The organism is Kitasatospora sp. NPDC029367 (genome assembly GCF_055569135.1).
The window spans coordinates 47,931-64,861 of the sequence record NZ_JBVHYH010000008.1 but is presented as its reverse complement, the minus strand read 5'-3'; the positions used below and the strand labels follow the sequence as shown (position 1 = coordinate 64,861).

Below are 16,931 nucleotides of genomic sequence, written 5' to 3'. Positions count from 1 at the left end.
CAGGGGGCCATAACCTCTGCACGTGACTTTCAGCCAGACCCTCGCCTGCGCCCCGGCCCGCCCCGACCTCTCCGCACCGCCGATAGGGACCCTCAGCCCACCGGTACCGCGCAGCGCACTCGCCGAGGTCCTGGCCCGCTTCCGGGTGGGGCGGCTGCTCACCGCCGAACCGGTCGCCGAAGGCCTGCTCAACCGGGGTTACCGGGTCACCACCGAAGCCGGCGCGTACTTCCTGAAGTGCTACGTCGACGCCGCCACCGCCAACCGCCCGAAGATCCTCGCCCACCACCGCGCCATGACCGACCTGCACGCCCTCGGCCTGCCGGTGGCACCCCCGCTGAGCTGCTCCGACCGCGGCGCGACGGTGGCCGGCCTGAACGGCCGGCTGTTCGCCCTGTTCCCCTGGACCGATGGCCGACACCGGCACGGTACGGAGCTGGAACCGCCGCAGTGCGACGCCCTCGGCGCGCTGCTCGGCCGACTGCACGGCGCGCTCGACGACGTCTGCGCCCCCCTCGACCAGCCCGACGGCTACCGCAGCGCCGACCCCCTCGACAGCGCCGAACTGGCCCGCGACCTGCGCCGCCGCGCCCGCGAGCACCGCCCGTACGGCGAGCTGGACGCCCTCGTCGTCCGACGGCTCGACGAACGGCTGGAACTGCTCGCCGAGCACGCCCACCGACGGCCCGACCCGCTCGCCGCCCCGCCCACCGGCTGGACCCACGGCGACTTCCACGGCCTCAACCTGATCCACACCGCGGGCCCGGACGGCGGCGAGCGGGTCACCGCGGTGCTCGACTGGGACAAGCTCGGCCCGCAGCCGCGCGCCGAGGAGGCTGTCCGGGCCGCCACCCTGCTCTTCAACGACCGCACCACCGGCGCCCTCGACCTGGTCCGGGTCCGCCGCTACTCCCAGACCTACCGGGCCTCCGGCGCGGCCACCCCCGAGCACCTGGCCGCCGCCGTCCACCGGGTCTGGTGGGAGCGGCTGAACGACTTCTGGATGCTCCAGTGGCGCTACCAGCGGGCCGACCACCGTGCCGACCCGCTCTACCCCGCCTCGGCGGGCCAGTTGGCGTGGTGGTGCCAGGAGTACGAGCAGGTCCTGGACGCCTTCGCCAACTGATCCGTCAGTTGCCGCCGACCGGCGGCGTCACCGGCGGCTTGACCGGGGTCTGCGACGGCTGCGGCTTCGAGGACGCCGTACCGTCACCCGAGGGCGCCGACGGCGAGGTGCTCGCCCCACCGGTCGCCGTCGCGGAGGCGCTCGGCGTGTGGGTCGCCGTGGGCGTCGGGGTCGGCGTGTGCTTCCCCGTCGGCGACGGCGACATGTTGTTGCCGCCCCCGCCGCCGTTCCCGCTGTACGTCCCGGGGTCGCTCGGCAGCTGCGGCCGCCGGCTGCCCGAAGTCGACGGCGGCGGGGTCGGCTGGCCGTTCTGGGTCGGGGTGGTCGACTCGACGGTGCTGACCGCCGGCTCGGGTGTGTTGGGCACCACCGGCGTCTTCACGTCAGTGCCGCTGAGCGCGAAGGCGATCCCGGCCCCGGCCGCGACCAGCACGGCGATCCCGCCGGCCACCCAGCCCCAGGGCCCGCGCCGCCGACCGCCGTGGTCACCGTGGTCGTCCTCGCCGCCACCGCCGCCGTACGAGCCGCCGCCCTGGTACGGGGAGGGGGTGTGCGGGCCGCCCGTGGAGTACGGCAGCACCGAGGTCTGGTCACCGGCGCCGACCGCGCCGAAGGCCTGGGTGGCGGCCGCCTGGTCCGGCCGGAGCACCTGGGTGGCCCCGGTGTCCCCGGGCAGCCCGGTGCCCGCGCCGACCCAGCCGGCCCCGCCCGCGCCGTGCATCTCGCGCAGCGCGTGCTGCAGGTGGGCGCGGAACTCGTCGGCGTCCTGGAAGCGGTCGTCCGGGTTCTTGGCGAGCGAGCGCAGCACCAGCGGGTCCAGGCCGACCGGCACCCGGCTGTTGGCCTGCGAGGGCGGCATCGGCGGGTCCTGGACGTGCTGGTAGACCACCGAGAGCGGGGTGTCGCCGGTGAACGGCGGGCGCAGCGTGAGCAGTTCGAAGAGCATGCAGCCGGCCGCGTACAGGTCGGACCGGTGGTCGACCGGCTTGCCGAGCGCCTGCTCGGGCGACAGGTACTGCGGGGTGCCCATGACCATGCCGGTCTGGGTCATCGTGGTGGCCCCGCCGGTCAGCGCCCGGGCGATGCCGAAGTCCATCACCTTGACCGCGCCGGCGTTGGTGATGATCACGTTGGCGGGCTTGATGTCGCGGTGCACGATGCCGTTGCGGTGGCTGTAGGCCAGCGCCTCCAGCACCCCGGCGATGATGATCAGCGCCTGGTCGACCGGCGGCGCCTCCTCGTCCGCCAGCAGCTCGCGGACGGTCCGGCCCTCGACCAGCTCCATCACGATGTACGGCGTGGACTCGTCCCCGACGTACTCCTCGCCGGTGTCGTAGACCGCGACGATCGAATGGTGGTTGAGCGCCGCGACGGCGTGCGCCTCGCGGGTGAAGCGCACCCGGGCGATGTCGTCCTGCGCCAGCTCGCCGCGCAGCAGCTTGACCGCGACGGTGCGGCCCAGCCGCACGTCCTCGGCGGCGAACACCTCGGCCATGCCGCCGCGGCCGAGCCGGTGGGTCAGCCGGTAGCGGCCGTCGCCGACCGTGCCCATCGGCACCCCGCGGCCCGGCGTCTGCGAACCGCCGAACGGCGGCAGCGCGGAGGTCGCGGATTCGCTGCCCGGCTCGGGGATCCTCGGCGCGCCGCCGGTCCGGCCGTTCGCTCGGGCACCCGTCTCGTCGTCCGGCTGCTGCGTCTGTGCCATCGCTCCTCGCCCCGGGCGTTCGCTCGGATTCGCGGTGCCCTGTCGCTTACGTATCCCCGAACGCTACCGCTTCCGGCGCGCAGCCGTGACACGCGCGGAGGAGCGGGAAACGTCAGAGCAGACCGCCCCGGTCGGCCTGCGGGTCCACCACCACGACCGCGGCCGGGCGCTCGGAGTGGAACTTGCCGTTGGTGTTGTTCTGCGCCTTGTTGACCACGATCGCGATGATGATGCCGGCCAGCACCAGCACACCGACGATGATCGCGATCACCACGAAGGCCGTGGAGCAGCCGCCGCTGCTGGGCTTCGGCTGCTGGTACGGCGGCATCGGCTGCGGGCCCGGGGTGTGCATCGGCCGCTGGAAGGGCTGCGGCGTGTGCGGGGCCTGCGGGACCGGGGTCTGGTACGCGGGCGGCGGGGTCCGGTACTGCGGCTGGGCCTGCGGGCCGCCCTGCTGGAGGTACTGCGGGTGCGGCGTCTGGTACGCGGGCGGCGGGGTCTGGTACTGCGGCGGCTGCTGCTGGGGGAACGGGTGCGGGGTCTGCGGCGCCTGCGGGGTGGCGTGCACCGAGCGCGGCCCCTCCTTGATCACCAGCGGGGAGCTGGCCTGCAGCGCGTGCCCGGCGCCGCCGCCCTTCAACTCGGCGATCAGCCGCTCCGCCTCGTCCCGCATCGCGGCCGCACTCTGGAACCGGTGCGCCGGGTCCTTGCGCAGCGCCTGCGCCACGAAGGCGTCCACCACCGGGGTGATCGACCGGTTGAGGCTGGAGGCCGCCGGCGGCTCCTCCTGGACGTGCTTGTAGGCGATCGAGAAGGCCGAGTCGCCGTCGAAGACCAGCTGGCCGGTGAGCATCTCGAAGAGCATCACGCCGACCGAGTACAGGTCGGAGCGGGCGTCCACCGGCTTGCCGAGCGCCTGCTCGGGCGACAGGTACTGCGGGGTGCCGACCACCATGCCGGTCTGGGTCATCGACGTGACCCCGGACTCCAGCGCCCGGGCGATGCCGAAGTCCATGACCTTGACGTTGCCCTTGCGGTCGAACATGACGTTGCCGGGCTTGATGTCGCGGTGCACCAGGCCCATGTCGTGCGAGGCCTCCAGCGCGTTCAGCACGCCGACGATGACCTTCAGGGCCTCGTCGGCCGGCATCGCGCCGTACTGGGCGACCGCCTCGTTGATCGCCTCGCGCAGGCCCTTGCCGTCGATCAGCTGCATGACGATGTACGGCGTGCTGGAGCCGTCCGGGGCGACGTCCTCGCCGCTGTCGTACACCGTGACGATGTTCGGGTGCTCCAGCCGGGCCACCGCCTGGGCCTCGCGGCGGAACCGCTCCTTGAACGAGTCGTCCCGGCCCAGCTCGCTGTGCATGCTCTTCAAGGCGACCTGCCGGTCCAGCACGCTGTCGTACGCGAGGTGCACGGAGGCCATGCCGCCCTCGCCCAGCAGCCGCTGCAGCACATAGCGGCCGTTGCCCAGGGAGAAGCCCTCGGCCGCCGCGTTGCCGTGCTCGCTCATGGTCCTCTGCTCCCCCTCGGCGCGGTGGTCCTGCCGCAACCGGTGACGTTCGGTCTCGTCCGTGCGTGGTGGCCCGGCCCGCTGGCCCGGCGAACCCCTGTCGCGGCGGCTCCACCGGCCTGCGACAGGGGTCAGGGTATCGGCTCCCGCCGACGGTGATCGGCCCAGGGCCGGTCCCGCCCCCGGACCGTCGGCGCCCGGTCCCCGCGCCCCGGCCCGGGGCGGACCGTCACGGTACGTCCGGCCCCGGACCGGCCCCGGACCGTACCCACGGGCCCACGGGTACGGTCCTGCGGGGTCGGGCCCACAGCTACGGGCCTACAGGTACGGGCCGGAGCGGATGCCGCGGCCCTGGCCCGGCTCCTCCTCGTCCGGCTCGCCGCCGTGCAGGCCGGGCGGCAGCGCGCGCCGCATCTGCTCCAGCTGCGCCCGCGCGGCCATCTGCTGCGCGAACAGGGCGGTCTGGATGCCGTGGAACAGGCCCTCCAGCCACCCCACCAGCTGGGCCTGGGCGATCCGCAGCTCGGCCTCGGTCGGGATGGTGTCGTCGGTGAACGGCAGCGAGAGCCGCTCCAGCTCGGCGACCAGCTCCGGGGCCAGCCCGAGCTCCAGCTCCTTGATCGAGCTGGCGTGGATGTCCTTCAACCGGACCCGGCTGGCCTCGTCGAGGGGCGCCGCCCGGACCTCCTCCAGCAGCTGCTTGATCATGCTGCCGATGCGCATGACCTTGGCGGGCTGCTCGACCATCTCGGTCACCGGGAGCTCCCGCGGCATCTCCGAGTCCTCGTGCCCCTCGATCGGCGCCCCGGCGAACCCCTGTCCCACGGGCAGCCCGTCCGGTCCGACGATCAGCACCTTCTGGCCGTCCTGCGACTGCCCGCCGGCGGCCCGGAAGGGCTCCTGCGACGAGCGCTCGTTCATCGGATTCGTCATGAACAACATTCTCTCTCACTGGGGTTGGTCGGGCGGAAGCCCCCGTGCGTCCCGCCGTCCTGCGCCACCCCGTCACGACGGTACGCCCCCGCGGCCCGGCCGGGAATCCGTACGGATACTCAGTTCCCGCCCCGACCCGACCGTCCGCGCCCGCGCGTGCGCCGTCCCGCGCGCCGCCCGGTCGCACACAGCACCTCCCCGACCACCCCGCGAAACCCACCCCTCACCGCGGGCCCGTCCCCCGCGAACCCGCACGGAACCTCCACGCCACCGGCCCGCCGCCGGGCCTTGGCACCGCCCCCTCAGCCCTTCCGCAGGCGCAGGCCCACCAGCCCCAGGCCGCAGCCGATCAGCCCCAGGCCCACGCCCAGCGGCAGCTGGAGGGTGGAGGGGTCCTGCCAGCGGGCGGGGAGGACCCCGCTGGCCGCCGTGGCCGTCAGCGGCTGGGCGGCCGTCGTGACGGTGTCCTGGTCGACGGCCGGGTCCTGGGCGTCCGGGGTGTCCGGGGCCGGGTCCGGCCGGTCGGCCTGGGCGCCCTGGTCCGCGGCCTGCGCGGGCGGCTGCTCGGGGGACTGCTCGACGGCCTGGTCCGGGGCCTGCGCGGCAGCCTGGTCCGGAGCCTGGTCCGGCGCCTGCTCGACGGCCTGGTCGGGCCGTTCCAGGACGGCGGCCGGGTGGTGGCGGTGCGCCCTGAGCTCGGCGAGGTCGGGGCGCGACCGGTCGGGCACCCCGTACTGCGGCGGTGCGGCCTTCGGCGAGGACCAGCCCTGGTCCGCTCCGTCCGCCTGGGCGGACAGATCCAGCTGGTCCAGCTGGTCCACCTGATCCAGCTGATCCGACTGATCCGACTGATCGGGCTGCGCCGCCCGCTGCGCCTTGCCGCCCGGCACCGGAGCGTCCGCCCGCGCGCCCGCCGGTGCCGAGGCACCCGGCGCGGGGGCCGCCACCGCGCCGGTCGCGGCGGCCAGCGGGAGCGTCAGCCCCAGCACGGCCGCCGCGACCAGCCGCCGGGCCCGACCGGTCGGACGGGCTCGGCGAGGACGACGGGCACAGCGGTCGGGACGGTGGTGGAGCGCGGCGGGCAGCGGCCCGAGGACGGCGTGCGGGGGTGCGGCCACGGTCGGAGTCCTTCCGACGGCCGACCACGCCCGGAGGCGGGTTCGGCAGCGGGACAGCTCCGCACCAGATTCACACAGTCCGACAATCGCGGCATTTCGGACGGCCTGGCAGCCCCGCCCCCACCGCCCCGGTACCCCGCCGCCCCGGGCGCCCCGGGCGCCCCACGGCTCAGACCGTCAGCACGACCTTCCCGACCTGCTCCCCCGCCTCCAGCACCCGGTGCGCCTCGCCGACCTCCGTCAGCGGCAGCACCCGGTCCACCACCGGCTTCACCACCCCGGACTCCACCAGCGGCCACACGTGCTCCCGCACCGCCGCCACGATCGCCGCCTTCTCGGCCAGCGGCCGCCCGCGCAGGTTGGTGGCGATCACCGCCGCCCGCTTGCGCAGCAGCGCGTTGAGGTCGAGCTCGCCCTTCACCCCGCCCTGCAGCCCGATGATCACCAGCCGCCCGTTGACGGCCAGCGCGTCCACGTTCCGCTGCAGGTACTTGGCGCCCATGATGTCCAGGATCACGTCCGCCCCGGCCCCGCCGGTGGCCTCCCGGAGCGCCTCGACGAAGTCCTGCTCGCGGTAGTCGATCGCGATGTCCGCGCCCAGCTCGGTGCACCGGGCCAGCTTCGCCGCGCTGCCGGCCGTCACCGCGACCCGGGCGCCGACCGCCTTGGCCAGCTGGATCGCCATCGTCCCGATCCCGCTCGCGCCGCCGTGCAGCAGCACCGTCTCGCCCGGCCGCAGGTGCGCGGTGAGGAAGACGTTGGACCACACGGTGCAGGCCACCTCCGGCAGGGCCGCGGCCTGCTCCGGGCTCAGCCCCTTCGGCAGCGGCAGCAGCTGCCCGCTCGGCACCGCGACCCGCTGGGCGTAGCCGCCGCCGGCCAGCAGCGCGCACACCTCGTCGCCGACGGCCCAGCCGGCCACGCCCGGGCCGAGCGCGACGATCCGCCCGGCGCACTCCAGCCCGGGGTAGGGGGAGGCGCCGGGCGGCGGGTTGTAGAAGCCCTGCCGCTGGAGCAGGTCGGCGCGGTTGACGGCGGTGGCCGCCACCTCGACCAGGACCTCGCCCTCGCCGGGCACCGGGTCGGGGACCTCGGCCCACACCAGTGCCTCGGGGCCGCCGGGTACGGGAATCGTCATCGCATGCATGCCCCGAACCTACTGCGGCGCACGGCGCTCCGGGGCTCAGGCCCCGCCCTGCGCGGCCGACTTGATGACGATCACCCGGTCGGTGAGCTGCAGCACCGCGGCCTCCGGCTCGGTGTAGTTGAGCACCCGCCGGCCCCGCACCACCGCGACCACCAGCTCCTCGCACTCGCGCGGGCTGTGTCCCGCCTCGGCCCGGGTGACCGGACGCTCGACCACGTCCAGCCCGTTCCCGTACGTCAGCAGGTCCTCCATCACCGCCCCGGCGTGCGGGCTGAGCATGGACAGCCCGAGCAGCCGCCCGGCCGAACTGGAGCTGGTGACCACCACGTCGGCGCCGCTCTGCCGCAGCAGGGGTGCGTTCTCGTCCTCCCGGACGGCCGCGACCACGGTGGCGCCCTTGTTCAGCTGCCGTGCCGTCAGGGTGATCAGCACCGCCGTGTCGTCCCGTTCCGGGGCGACCACGATCCGGGCCGCGGCGGGGACGGCGGCCCGCACCAGGGTGTCGGTCCGGGTCGCGTCACCGACCACCCCGACCAGGCCGTGCTGCGAGGCGTGCTCGATCACCTTGCGCTGGGGGTCGACGACGACGATCTCCTCCGCCTTCACCCCCTGCCCGAGCAGGGTGTCGACGGCGCTGCGCCCCTTCGTCCCGAAGCCGATGACGACGGTGTGCTCGCGCACGGTGGACCTCCAGCGGTTCAACCGCCATTGCAGGCGGGTCCGTTCGGTGAGCACCTCCAGCGTGGTGCCGACCAGGATGATCAGGAACACCACGCGCAGCGGGGTGATCACGAAGATGTTGGTGAGCCGCGCGCCGTCGCTGTACGGGGTGATGTCGCCGTAGCCGGTGGTGGAGAGCGTCACGGTGGCGTAGTACGCCGCGTCCAGGAAGCTGAGTTCGCCGCCCGCGTTGTCGTGGTAGCCGGCCCGGTCCAGGTAGACGATCACCGAGGTGGCGACCAGCACGGCCAGCGCGAGCAGCAGCCGCGAGCCGACCTGCCGGAGGGCGGGCGCGGTACGGCGCGCGGGCAGCACGATCCCGGCGTCCGCCCACGGTTCCGTCCCCGGCGCCGAGATCCGCCGCAGCCTGCTCACGGGGCCTCCACCAGCTCGACGGTCTCCCCCGCGGCCGCGCCGCCGGGCGGGACGACGGCCAGGGCCTCGGCCCGGGCGAGGCCGCGCAGCATCGCGGGCCCGTCGAAGGCGAGCGGCACCACGCCCCCGGCGGTGCGCCGCACCGGTTGCAGCCGGGTGTCCACCGGGTGCCCGGGCAGCAGGACGGCCGCCGGGGCGAGCGCGGGCGCGGCGGCGGCCCGGCCGGCGCGGGCGTGCAGCAGCGGCAGAGCCAGGGTGACCATGCCGGCCGTGGCGGCGAGCGGGTTGCCCGGCAGGCCCACCAGGTGGCGCCCGCCGGTGAGTTCGGCCAGCAGCATGGGGTGTCCGGGCCGGACGGCCACGCCGTCCACCAGCAGTCGGGCGCCGGCCTCGGCGAGCGCCCGGTGCAGGAAGTCCACCGGACCGGCGGCCGTCCCGCCGGTGGTGACCACGACGTCGGCGGTGGAGTGCCGCAGGGCGTCCCGCAACAGCCCGAAGTCGTCCCGGACGCAACGGACTTCGGCCACCTCGGCGCCGGCCGCCCGCAGCCAGGGCGGCAGCAGCGGCCCGAGCGCGTCCCGGACCAGTCCCGGCCCGGGGATCCCGGTGTCGAGCAACTCGTCACCGAGCACCAGCAGTTGGACCACCGGGCGGCGGCGCACGGCGAGCCGGTCGTGGCCGCAGGCGGCGGCCAGGCCGAGCACGGCCGGCCCGATCACCGTCCCCGCCGGCAGCAACTCCTCGCCCCGGCGGCACTCCTGGCCGCGCGGGCGGACGTCCTGGCCGGTGGTCAGCTGCTGGGGGCCGCTGTCGCGCAGCAGCGTGCCCTCCGCCCGGCCGTGCTCGCGCCGCAGTACGGCGGTGGCGCCGGGCGGCAGTTGGGCACCGGTGGCGATCTCGACGGCGTTGCCGTCGGCCAGCGGCGCCACCTCGGTGCGCCCGGCCAGCACCCGGCCGGTGACCCGCCAGGGCCCCGGCCCGGCGACCGCCCAGCCGTCCATCGCGGAGGTGTCGAAGGCAGGCAGGTCGGTGAGCGCGCCGAGCGGTTCGGCGAGGACGTGCCCGAGCGCCTCGGCCAGCGGCAGCCCGATCACCGGCAGCGGCCGCAGCCCGGCCCGGCGCGCGGCCTCCCGGGCACGCGACCAGCTCAGCACGCCGGGGCCGGTGGCGGGAACGGTCACGGTGGTCCGTCCGACCTCGCTCACGGCTCCCCCGGGCCGTCGGCCGGGCTCCACCGCTCGGCGAGCGCCGCGGTCCGCCGGGACGCCTCGGCCACGGCCTGCGCCCCGCCGCCCTGCTGCGCGGCCGCGTAGCCGATCAGGAAGGCAGTCAGCGGCGCCGCGGGCCGGGCCACCCCGTGGGCGACCACCCGGGCCAGGTCGAGCAGTCCCCGGACGTCCACGTCCAGGTCGATGCCCAGGTCGGCCTTGACCTCGGCGATCCAGTCTTCCAGCGTGCGCTCCATGCGCCCATGCTGCCCGATCGGTGGTTTCCCCGAGGTGTTCGCCCCGTGTGCGGCGCGCGTCGCTTCCCGCACCACCGGCGGCCCGGCCGGGTGAGGCCCGCCCACCGCCCGGCCCCAGGTCAGGACTTCTCCCGCTCCCGGGCCCGTTCCAGGTCCTCCCAGGTGTCGCAGTCGTACGCGACGTTGTCGGTGTCGGCGACCCGCAGCCCGTTCAGCCCGCCGACCAGGCGGCGCAGCGGCTGCCCGACCGGGTCGCCGAGCGCGGTGAGCGCGGCGCGCAGCGGGGCGGTGCGGTAGGCGGCGGCGAGCGGCTGGTCGCGGCCGCCCGCGTCGACCAGCACGGCGGCGTCGACGTGCGGTCCGGCCCGGTCGAGGGCGGCGACCAGCCGGTCCACCGTACGGCGGTCCAGGAAGGGCAGGTCGGCGGCGAGCAGCAGCACGGTGTCCGCGGTGACCAGGTCGAGCCCGGCCGCGACGGCGGCGACCGGCCCGCCGCCGGGCGGCTGCTCCCTGGTCCAGCGGACGCCCGGGCCCGCGGTGGGCCGGGCGGGGCCGACCACCACGGTGGTCCGGGCGCCGGTGCAGGCGGCGAGCACCCGGTCCAGCAGGGTGGTCTCGCCGACGGTCAGGCCTGGTTTGTCGACGCCGCCCAGCCTCCGGGCCGCGCCGCCCGCCGGAACGATCACGTCGTACGGCGTCGTCATGCGGCCAGTATCCCGCCCTACCGGCCGTCCCCGTCCCGGTCCGTCCCGGCCTCTCCCTCGGTCCCGGCCGTCTTGCCCTCGCCCTCACCCTCGGCCTCGGCCCCGGTCTCCGCCCCGGCCGCCGAAGCGGCGGCGGACCGGGCGGTGTTGGCGGCCGCCCCCAGGTCCAGGAAGGCCGGCAGGGTCAGCTCCCCGTACCGCTCGTTCATCGCCGTGACCAGCGCCTCCGGGTCGTCCGGGTGCTCGGCGAGCAGCCGGTCGAAGTCCCGGAGGTACTCCCCGGTGAAGGCGAGCACCCGGGCCGCGTCGTCGCCCTGCTCGGGGGCGCGGTGCCCGGCGATCACCCGGTCCACGCCGAGGTCGGCGATCCGGCCGAGGTTGTGGCCCCAGGTGGTGCGCTGGGCCGGGGTGGTGTCGGCGGTCCACACATGGGTGCCGTTGCAGACGAAGTCCCCGGCAATCACGGTCCGGATGCTCGGCACGTGGACGACGGTGGACTCCCCACAGTCGGCCTGGCCGAGCAGCAGCACCGGAATGACCTGGCGGTCGAGCATCAGCGGCTGCGGCAGCAGCGGGGCGGGCACCAGCGGGTGGTCCGGGATGTCGTCGCCGTAGACCGGCTTCCACTGGGCGACCTTGGCCGCGACGGTGCGCCGGATGCCCTCGACCACGGCCGGGGCGGCCAGCAGCTGGGCGTCCGGGAAGAGCCTCAGCACCTCCTCGGCCCCGAAGTAGTGGTCCGGGTGCTGGTGGGTGACCACGATGGCGAGCAGCCGGCGGCCCTTGCCCGCGACCCATTCGGCCAGTTCGCGCCCGGCGCTGCGGGTGAGCTGGGCGTCGACGAGGATCGCGGTGTGCTCGCCGAGGATCAGCGTGGAGGTGGCGAAGAAGGCCGACTCGGGCCCGGTGAAGACGGCGACCTCCAGCGGCCGGGCGGTCCGCTCGGTGTCGTCGGGGAGTCCGGCCGCGACGGGCTCGGCGTCCACCCGTTCCGCGCCGGCGCTCTCCTCGGGCGGGGACGACGTCACGGGCTGCTCCCTCTGGTCGGCGGTCGGACTTCCTGCGCCCTACAGCATGGGAGTACCGGCGGCCGATTGCGCGGAAGGCGCGCCCGGCGGGGCGCGCCGTCCGGCGCACGTCACACCGCGGCCCGGGCGGCGAGCTCCTTGCCCCGGGTGGCGGCCAGTTCCAGAGCCCTGGCCTTGGACTCGGCGGCCGCCGGGACGAACTCGGCCAGCGCCGGGACGTTCGGCGCCATGGTGAACTCCGGGACGATGAAGTCGACCTCCAGCCCGAGCCCGCCGGCCAGCACCTTCTCCAGGTAGGTGGTGACGAACTCGAACGGCTCGCGCGGGGCGCCCGGGCCGTACGAGCCGCCGCGGGAGGCGACCACGGTGACCGGGGTGCCCTTGGCGGAGGGCTGCTCGCCGGCGGTGCGGCCCATCAGGATCACCTGGTCCAGCCAGGCCTTGAGGGTCGACGGGATCGTGAAGTTGTACATCGGGGCGCCGATCAGCACCGCGTCGGCGGTCTCCAGCTCGACCATCAGCCGCTCGCGCAGCGCGAAGGCGGCGGCCTGCTCGGCGGTGCGCGCCTCGGCCGGGAGGTATCCGGCGGTGATGCCGACGGCGTCCAGGTGCGGCAGCGGGTCGGCGGCGAGGTCGTGGTGAACCACCGTGCCACCGGGGTGCTCGGCCTCCCAGGCGGCCCGGAAGGCGGCCGTGACCTCGCGGGAGACGGAGCCGTCGGCGAGCGCCGAGGAGTCGATGTGCAGAAGCGTGGGCATGCCGGTCCTCCAGAGAATAAGTAGCTGCCTTTTCCCTTGCAGCTGTAAGTACGGTAGCAGCTTACTTTTCTATAGTCACTAGTGGCGAGTCGAGTACGCTGGATCCATGGCGGAGCCCGAGGTAGTGACCGACGCAGTATCGACCGGGGTCGACGCGTGCGCCGCCCCTGCCGACCGCGGCGGCTGCGCCAACGTCGACCTGGCCCTCCACCGGGTGTTCACCCTGCTCGGCAAGCGCTGGACCGGCATGCTGCTGGGCGTGCTCACCAACGGCGGTCCGGCCTACTTCTCCGAGCTGCGCCGCGCCGTCCCGGGCATCAGCGAGCGGATGCTCTCCGACCGGCTGACCGAACTGACCGAGGCCGGACTGGTCGTCCGCGAGGTCGACCCCGGCCCGCCGCTGCGGGTCAGCTACCGGCTCACCGAGGGCGGCGTCGCCCTGAAACCGGCCCTCAACGAACTGGCCGTCTGGGCCGACCGCTACCTGCCGGAGAGCGCCCTCCGGGGCGGCTGCTGACCGGCCGGCCCCCGGCCGCTCACCGGCGGGCCACCGGCCCCCGGCCCGCCCCCCGGGTACGACGAAGGGTCCGTCCGCCGTATCCCGGCGGACGGACCCTTCACACGATCAGGGGGCGGCTCAGCCCTTCGCGGCACCGCCGCGCGCCCGGGACACCCGGTCGGCGACACCCCAGGAGGTCACCCGCCAGAGCGCCTCGGCCACGATGCCGCGGCTCATCTTGGAGGCGCCGAGCTCGCGCTCGACGAAGGTGATCGGCACCTCGGCGACCTTGAAGCCGGCCTTCACCGTGCGCCAGGCCAGGTCGACCTGGAAGCAGTAGCCGGCCGAGGCCACCTCGTCCATGCCCAGGCCCAGCAGGGTCTCCTTGCGGAAGGCCCGGTAGCCGCCGGTGACGTCCCGGATCGGCACGCCCAGCATCAGCCGCGAGTAGGTCGAGCCGCCGCGGGAGAGCAGCAGGCGCGACTTCGGCCAGTTCACCACCCGGCCGCCCGGCACCCAGCGCGAGCCGAGCACCAGGTCGGCGCCGCGCAGCGCGCTCAGCAGCCGGTCCAGCTCCTCGGGCTGGTGCGAGCCGTCCGCGTCCATCTCGACCAGGACGTCGTAGCCGTTGTCGATGCCCCAGCGGAAGCCCGCGAGGTAGGCGGCGCCCAGGCCCTCCTTGCCCTTGCGGTGCATGACGTGGACGTTGCTGTCCTCGGCGGCCAGCTTGTCGGCCAGCTCACCGGTGCCGTCGGGGCTGTTGTCGTCGGCGACCAGCACATGGGCCTCGGGCACCGCAGCACGGACCCGGCCGACGATCCGCTCGACGTTCTCCGCCTCGTTGTAGGTCGGGATGATCACCAGGACCCTGCCGAGATCAGCAAAACTCTGCTGGTTCACGGTCACGTACAAACCTCTCGGCCGATGGCGGGGAGTGTCAGAACACCGTCGCCCGCACTCTGGAACGCGGCCCCGCCGACAGCCCGCCGACGGGATGACCACGGTGGAGAATGCTGCGGGGGGCGGATAATACTGCGTCCTGGCATTCTACTACCGCGCCCGGGAACCACCGCTCGGACCACGGCAGTCCCACCTGATACCCGCCGTTTCCCCGCGGGCGACCCAGGTCAGCTAGGGTCGATGCCCTTGCCCGGGCCCGGACCGCCCGCACCGCCGGGCCCGCACCGCCGACCCGACCCGGGACGTCCGGGGCAGCCCCGTCAGCGAAGGAGTAGGACCGCGCGCATGGACAGGCTCGTCAACACCGTCCGCCCGTACGCCTGGGGGTCGCTCACGGCCCTGCCCGAGCTGCTCGGCCAGGAGCCGACCGGAGAACCGCAGGCCGAGCTGTGGATGGGCGCCCACCCCGGCGACCCGTCCCGGGCCGACCGCGGCGAGGGCCCGCGCCGGCTGGACGAGCTGATCGCGGCCGATCCGGAGGGCGAGCTCGGCGCGGCGAGCGTGGCCCGGTTCGGGCCGAGCCTGCCGTTCCTGTTCAAGGTGCTCGCCGCCGGCATCCCGCTGTCCATCCAGGCCCACCCCACGACGGAGCAGGCCCGGGCCGGCTTCGCCGCCGAGAACGCCCTCGGCATCGCGCCAGACGCCCCCGAGCGGAGCTACCGCGACGACAACCACAAGCCCGAAATGGTGTGCGCGCTGGGCGAGTTCGAGGGTCTGTGCGGCTTCCGTCGGCCCGCCGAGGCGGCCGCGCTGATGGCCGCCCTCGGGGTGCCCGGGTTGGACCCGCTGATCGCCCTGCTGGCGGTCGGCGAGGACGGCGGCGCCGAGGCCGAGGCCGAGGCGCTGCGCCGCACCCTGGCCACCCTGCTCACCATGGACGACGAGACCGCCGGGCGGACCGTCCGGGAGACCGTCGCCGCGCTGGCCGGCACCGACCCGGACGGCCCGCACGCCCCGTACGCCCGGATCGCCAAGGACTTCCCGGACGACCGCGGCGTGATCGCCGGCCTGCTGCTCAACCACGTCCGGCTGCGGGCCGGCGAGGCGCTCTACCTGGGCGCCGGGGTGCCGCACGCCTATCTGTCCGGCGTCTGCGTGGAGCTCCAGGCCAACTCGGACAACGTGCTGCGGGCCGGGCTCACCCCCAAGCACATCGACGTCCCGGAACTGTTGAAGGTCGTGCTCTTTGAACCCGGTGCCCCCGAGGTGGTGCACCCCGTCCCGGTCGAGGGCACCCCCGGCGAGCAGCTCTACCCCGTCCCGATCGACGAGTTCCGGCTGTCCCGCTTCCAACTGGACGGCGTGCGGCGGGAGATCGACGGCCGCACCCCGCAGATCCTGCTCTGCACCGAGGGTGCCGTCCGGCTCACCGCCGCCGACGGCGCCGTGCTGGACCTCGCCCGCGGCCAGTCCGCCTTCCTGCCCGCCACCGGCACCCCGACCCGGCTCTCCGGCACCGGCGCCACCCTCTTCCGGGCCACCGTCACCGTCTGATCCACCGCCGCACCTGCCCCTCCCCCGCACCGCGTTCGCACCGGCTTCGCACCGGCTCGGCCACGGCCGGTCGAAATTCGTTTGCTCCGCCCGCCGGTCACGGCTGGACTGTCCGGCGGCCCACGAAGCGCGGGCCGTACCCAGGGGAGAGCACAGCAACGATGGAAATCCGTTCCACGACCGAGAAGGACCTCGACGTCTTCGTCGACACCGTCCACGCCGCGTTCGGCCGCTTCCCGGAGACCCCGGCCGAGGACGGCGGCGGGCTCTGGTGGTCGGCGATCGAACCGGAGCGCTGCCTGCTCGCGGAGACCGCCGAGGGGCGTCCGGTCGGCACCGCCGGCGCGTACTCCTTCGAGCTCACCCTGCCCGGCGGGGCGCTCACCCCGGTCTCCGGGGTGAGCTTCGTCGGCGTCCTGCCCACCCACCGCCGCCGGGGCGTGCTGACCGCGATGATGCGGCGCCAACTCGCCGACCTGCGGGCCCGCGGGGAGTTCCTCTCCGTGCTGCTGGCCTCCGAGGCCTCGATCTACGGCCGGTTCGGCTACGGCCCGGCGACGTACACCGGGCGGCTCACGGTGCCGCGCCACCGGGCCGTCCTCGCCGCCCCGAGGGCCGGCGGCACGGACACCGGCTCGGTCGAGGTGCTGCGGCGCGCCGACTGCCGGGACCTCCTGGAGGAGCTCTACGACCGCTACCGCCGTGCCCGGCCCGGCGCGCTGTCCCGGCCGCACCGCTGGTGGGCCCTGAACGCCGGGCAGCCCCCGGTCTCCGCGGCGCCGCGCTACATCGCCCTCCACCGGGACGCCGACGGCACCCCGGACGGCTACGCCAGCTACTCGCTGGACGGGGGCACCCTGATGGTGGACGAGACCATCGCCGTCGACGACGCCGTCACCTCGGCCCTGTCCCGGGTCCTGCTCGGGCACGACCTGGTCGACCAGGTCGTCTTCAAGCACTTCACCGCCGAGCACCCGCTGCGCTGGCAGCTCGCGGACTTCGGCGCCGCCCAGGTGGGCAACAGCACCGAGTGGCTCTGGGTCCGGCTGCTGGACGTCCCCCGGGCGCTGACCGCGCGCGGCTGGTCCGCCGACGGCGAGCTCGTCCTCGACGTGGACGACCCGTTCCTCGGCGAGCGCGCCCGCCACCTGCTGACCGTCCGGGGCGGCGAGGCCACCTGCGTCCCGACCGACCGGGAGCCCGACCTCTCGCTGGACGTGCGGGACCTGGGCGCGGTCTACCTCGGCGGCACCCCGGTGAGCACGCTGGTGCGGGCCGGGCACGTCCGGGCCCACCGACCGGAGGCGGCCGCCCTGGCCGACGCCCTGTTCCGCACCGAGCGCCCGCCGCACTGCCTGTCCTGGTTCTGACCGGCCGCCCCCG

The 16,931-nt window shown here is 75.0% G+C and carries 14 protein-coding genes and 2 pseudogenes; 4 read left to right on the top strand and 12 right to left on the bottom strand.

Annotated elements, in window-relative coordinates; genetic code table 11:
• Positions 1-22 precede the first annotated feature (22 nt).
• Entirely contained in the window at positions 23-1,126 is a 1,104-nt protein-coding gene (locus tag ACZ4W5_RS07170; protein ID WP_465653465.1) for a phosphotransferase enzyme family protein, read from the top strand.
• Between the two features lie 4 nt (positions 1,127-1,130).
• Here the strand turns inward: ACZ4W5_RS07170 and ACZ4W5_RS07165 are convergent, their stop codons facing one another.
• The 11 genes and pseudogenes from ACZ4W5_RS07165 to ACZ4W5_RS07115 all read right to left on the bottom strand — a co-directional run bounded on the left by ACZ4W5_RS07165 (position 1,131) and on the right by ACZ4W5_RS07115 (position 12,595).
• Positions 1,131-2,831 carry a protein kinase domain-containing protein gene (locus tag ACZ4W5_RS07165; RefSeq protein WP_465653464.1) on the bottom strand — a complete coding sequence of 567 codons (1,701 nt, stop codon included), beginning with the start codon at positions 2,829-2,831 and terminating at the stop codon, positions 1,131-1,133.
• Positions 2,832-2,943: 112 nt separating this feature from the next.
• A complete protein-coding gene (locus ACZ4W5_RS07160) occupies positions 2,944-4,347 on the bottom strand; it encodes a protein kinase domain-containing protein (protein WP_360227537.1) in 1,404 nt (467 codons plus the stop codon).
• 318 nt (positions 4,348-4,665) lie between these two features.
• On the bottom strand, positions 4,666-5,280 hold the full coding sequence (locus tag ACZ4W5_RS07155; protein ID WP_360227540.1) for a bacterial proteasome activator family protein: 615 nt from the start codon (positions 5,278-5,280) through the stop codon (positions 4,666-4,668).
• A 302-nt stretch (positions 5,281-5,582) separates the two neighbouring features.
• Positions 5,583-6,398, bottom strand: a complete 816-nt coding sequence (locus ACZ4W5_RS07150) for a hypothetical protein (RefSeq protein WP_465653463.1) — start codon at positions 6,396-6,398, stop codon at positions 5,583-5,585.
• A gap of 169 nt (positions 6,399-6,567) precedes the next feature.
• Positions 6,568-7,545, bottom strand: a complete 978-nt coding sequence (locus ACZ4W5_RS07145) for an NAD(P)H-quinone oxidoreductase (RefSeq protein ID WP_465653462.1) — start codon at positions 7,543-7,545, stop codon at positions 6,568-6,570.
• Between the two features lie 36 nt (positions 7,546-7,581).
• Positions 7,582-8,640 carry a potassium channel family protein gene (locus ACZ4W5_RS07140; RefSeq protein WP_465653461.1) on the bottom strand — a complete coding sequence of 353 codons (1,059 nt, stop codon included), beginning with the start codon at positions 8,638-8,640 and terminating at the stop codon, positions 7,582-7,584.
• Positions 8,637-9,845 carry a molybdopterin molybdotransferase MoeA gene (locus tag ACZ4W5_RS07135; RefSeq protein WP_465653460.1) on the bottom strand — a complete coding sequence of 403 codons (1,209 nt, stop codon included), beginning with the start codon at positions 9,843-9,845 and terminating at the stop codon, positions 8,637-8,639. Before ACZ4W5_RS07135 ends, ACZ4W5_RS07140 begins: the two co-directional genes overlap by 4 nt.
• Positions 9,842-10,123 (bottom strand): annotated as a pseudogene (locus ACZ4W5_RS07130) (DUF6457 domain-containing protein); the annotation flags it as partial. The pseudogene ACZ4W5_RS07130 and the gene ACZ4W5_RS07135, both read right to left, overlap by 4 nt.
• Positions 10,124-10,236: 113 nt before the next feature.
• Positions 10,237-10,809, bottom strand: a pseudogene (gene mobA / locus ACZ4W5_RS07125) (molybdenum cofactor guanylyltransferase); the annotation flags it as partial.
• A 17-nt stretch (positions 10,810-10,826) separates the two neighbouring features.
• Entirely contained in the window at positions 10,827-11,837 is a 1,011-nt protein-coding gene (locus ACZ4W5_RS07120) for an MBL fold metallo-hydrolase (RefSeq protein ID WP_465653459.1), read from the bottom strand.
• Positions 11,838-11,947: 110 nt separating this feature from the next.
• The gene (locus ACZ4W5_RS07115; protein ID WP_465653458.1) at positions 11,948-12,595 is read right to left on the bottom strand and encodes an FMN-dependent NADH-azoreductase; all 648 of its coding nucleotides are present in this window, start codon (positions 12,593-12,595) and stop codon (positions 11,948-11,950) included.
• Between the two features lie 106 nt (positions 12,596-12,701).
• On the opposite strand from ACZ4W5_RS07115, the gene ACZ4W5_RS07110 reads away from it, so the two are divergent.
• Entirely contained in the window at positions 12,702-13,112 is a 411-nt protein-coding gene (locus tag ACZ4W5_RS07110; RefSeq protein WP_465653456.1) for a winged helix-turn-helix transcriptional regulator, read from the top strand.
• Between the two features lie 120 nt (positions 13,113-13,232).
• Here the strand turns inward: ACZ4W5_RS07110 and ACZ4W5_RS07105 are convergent, their stop codons facing one another.
• On the bottom strand, positions 13,233-14,000 hold the full coding sequence (locus tag ACZ4W5_RS07105; RefSeq protein ID WP_360227557.1) for a polyprenol monophosphomannose synthase: 768 nt from the start codon (positions 13,998-14,000) through the stop codon (positions 13,233-13,235).
• A 339-nt stretch (positions 14,001-14,339) separates the two neighbouring features.
• Between ACZ4W5_RS07105 and manA the strand changes: the two genes are divergently transcribed.
• Together manA and ACZ4W5_RS07095 are read left to right on the top strand one after the other, a co-directional pair.
• Entirely contained in the window at positions 14,340-15,548 is a 1,209-nt protein-coding gene (gene manA / locus ACZ4W5_RS07100; protein WP_465653454.1) for a mannose-6-phosphate isomerase, class I, read from the top strand.
• A gap of 161 nt (positions 15,549-15,709) precedes the next feature.
• Positions 15,710-16,918: a GNAT family N-acetyltransferase gene (locus ACZ4W5_RS07095; RefSeq protein ID WP_360227563.1), complete on the top strand. Its 1,209-nt coding sequence runs from the start codon at positions 15,710-15,712 to the stop codon at positions 16,916-16,918.
• The last annotated feature ends 13 nt before the right edge of the window (positions 16,919-16,931 follow it).

What these genes read in the sequence shown, in the direction of transcription:
- ACZ4W5_RS07165 (WP_465653464.1), bottom strand. Translation starts at nt 2,831, where the DNA reads ATGGCACAGACGCAGCAGCCGGACGACGAGACGGGTGCCCGAGCGAAC.
- ACZ4W5_RS07160 (WP_360227537.1), bottom strand. Translation starts at nt 4,347, where the DNA reads ATGAGCGAGCACGGCAACGCGGCGGCCGAGGGCTTCTCCCTGGGCAAC.
- ACZ4W5_RS07155 (WP_360227540.1), bottom strand. Translation starts at nt 5,280, where the DNA reads ATGACGAATCCGATGAACGAGCGCTCGTCGCAGGAGCCCTTCCGGGCC.
- ACZ4W5_RS07145 (WP_465653462.1), bottom strand. Translation starts at nt 7,545, where the DNA reads ATGCATGCGATGACGATTCCCGTACCCGGCGGCCCCGAGGCACTGGTG.
- ACZ4W5_RS07115 (WP_465653458.1), bottom strand. Translation starts at nt 12,595, where the DNA reads ATGCCCACGCTTCTGCACATCGACTCCTCGGCGCTCGCCGACGGCTCC.
- ACZ4W5_RS07110 (WP_465653456.1), top strand. Translation starts at nt 12,702, where the DNA reads ATGGCGGAGCCCGAGGTAGTGACCGACGCAGTATCGACCGGGGTCGAC.
- manA (WP_465653454.1), top strand. Translation starts at nt 14,340, where the DNA reads ATGGACAGGCTCGTCAACACCGTCCGCCCGTACGCCTGGGGGTCGCTC.
- ACZ4W5_RS07095 (WP_360227563.1), top strand. Translation starts at nt 15,710, where the DNA reads ATGGAAATCCGTTCCACGACCGAGAAGGACCTCGACGTCTTCGTCGAC.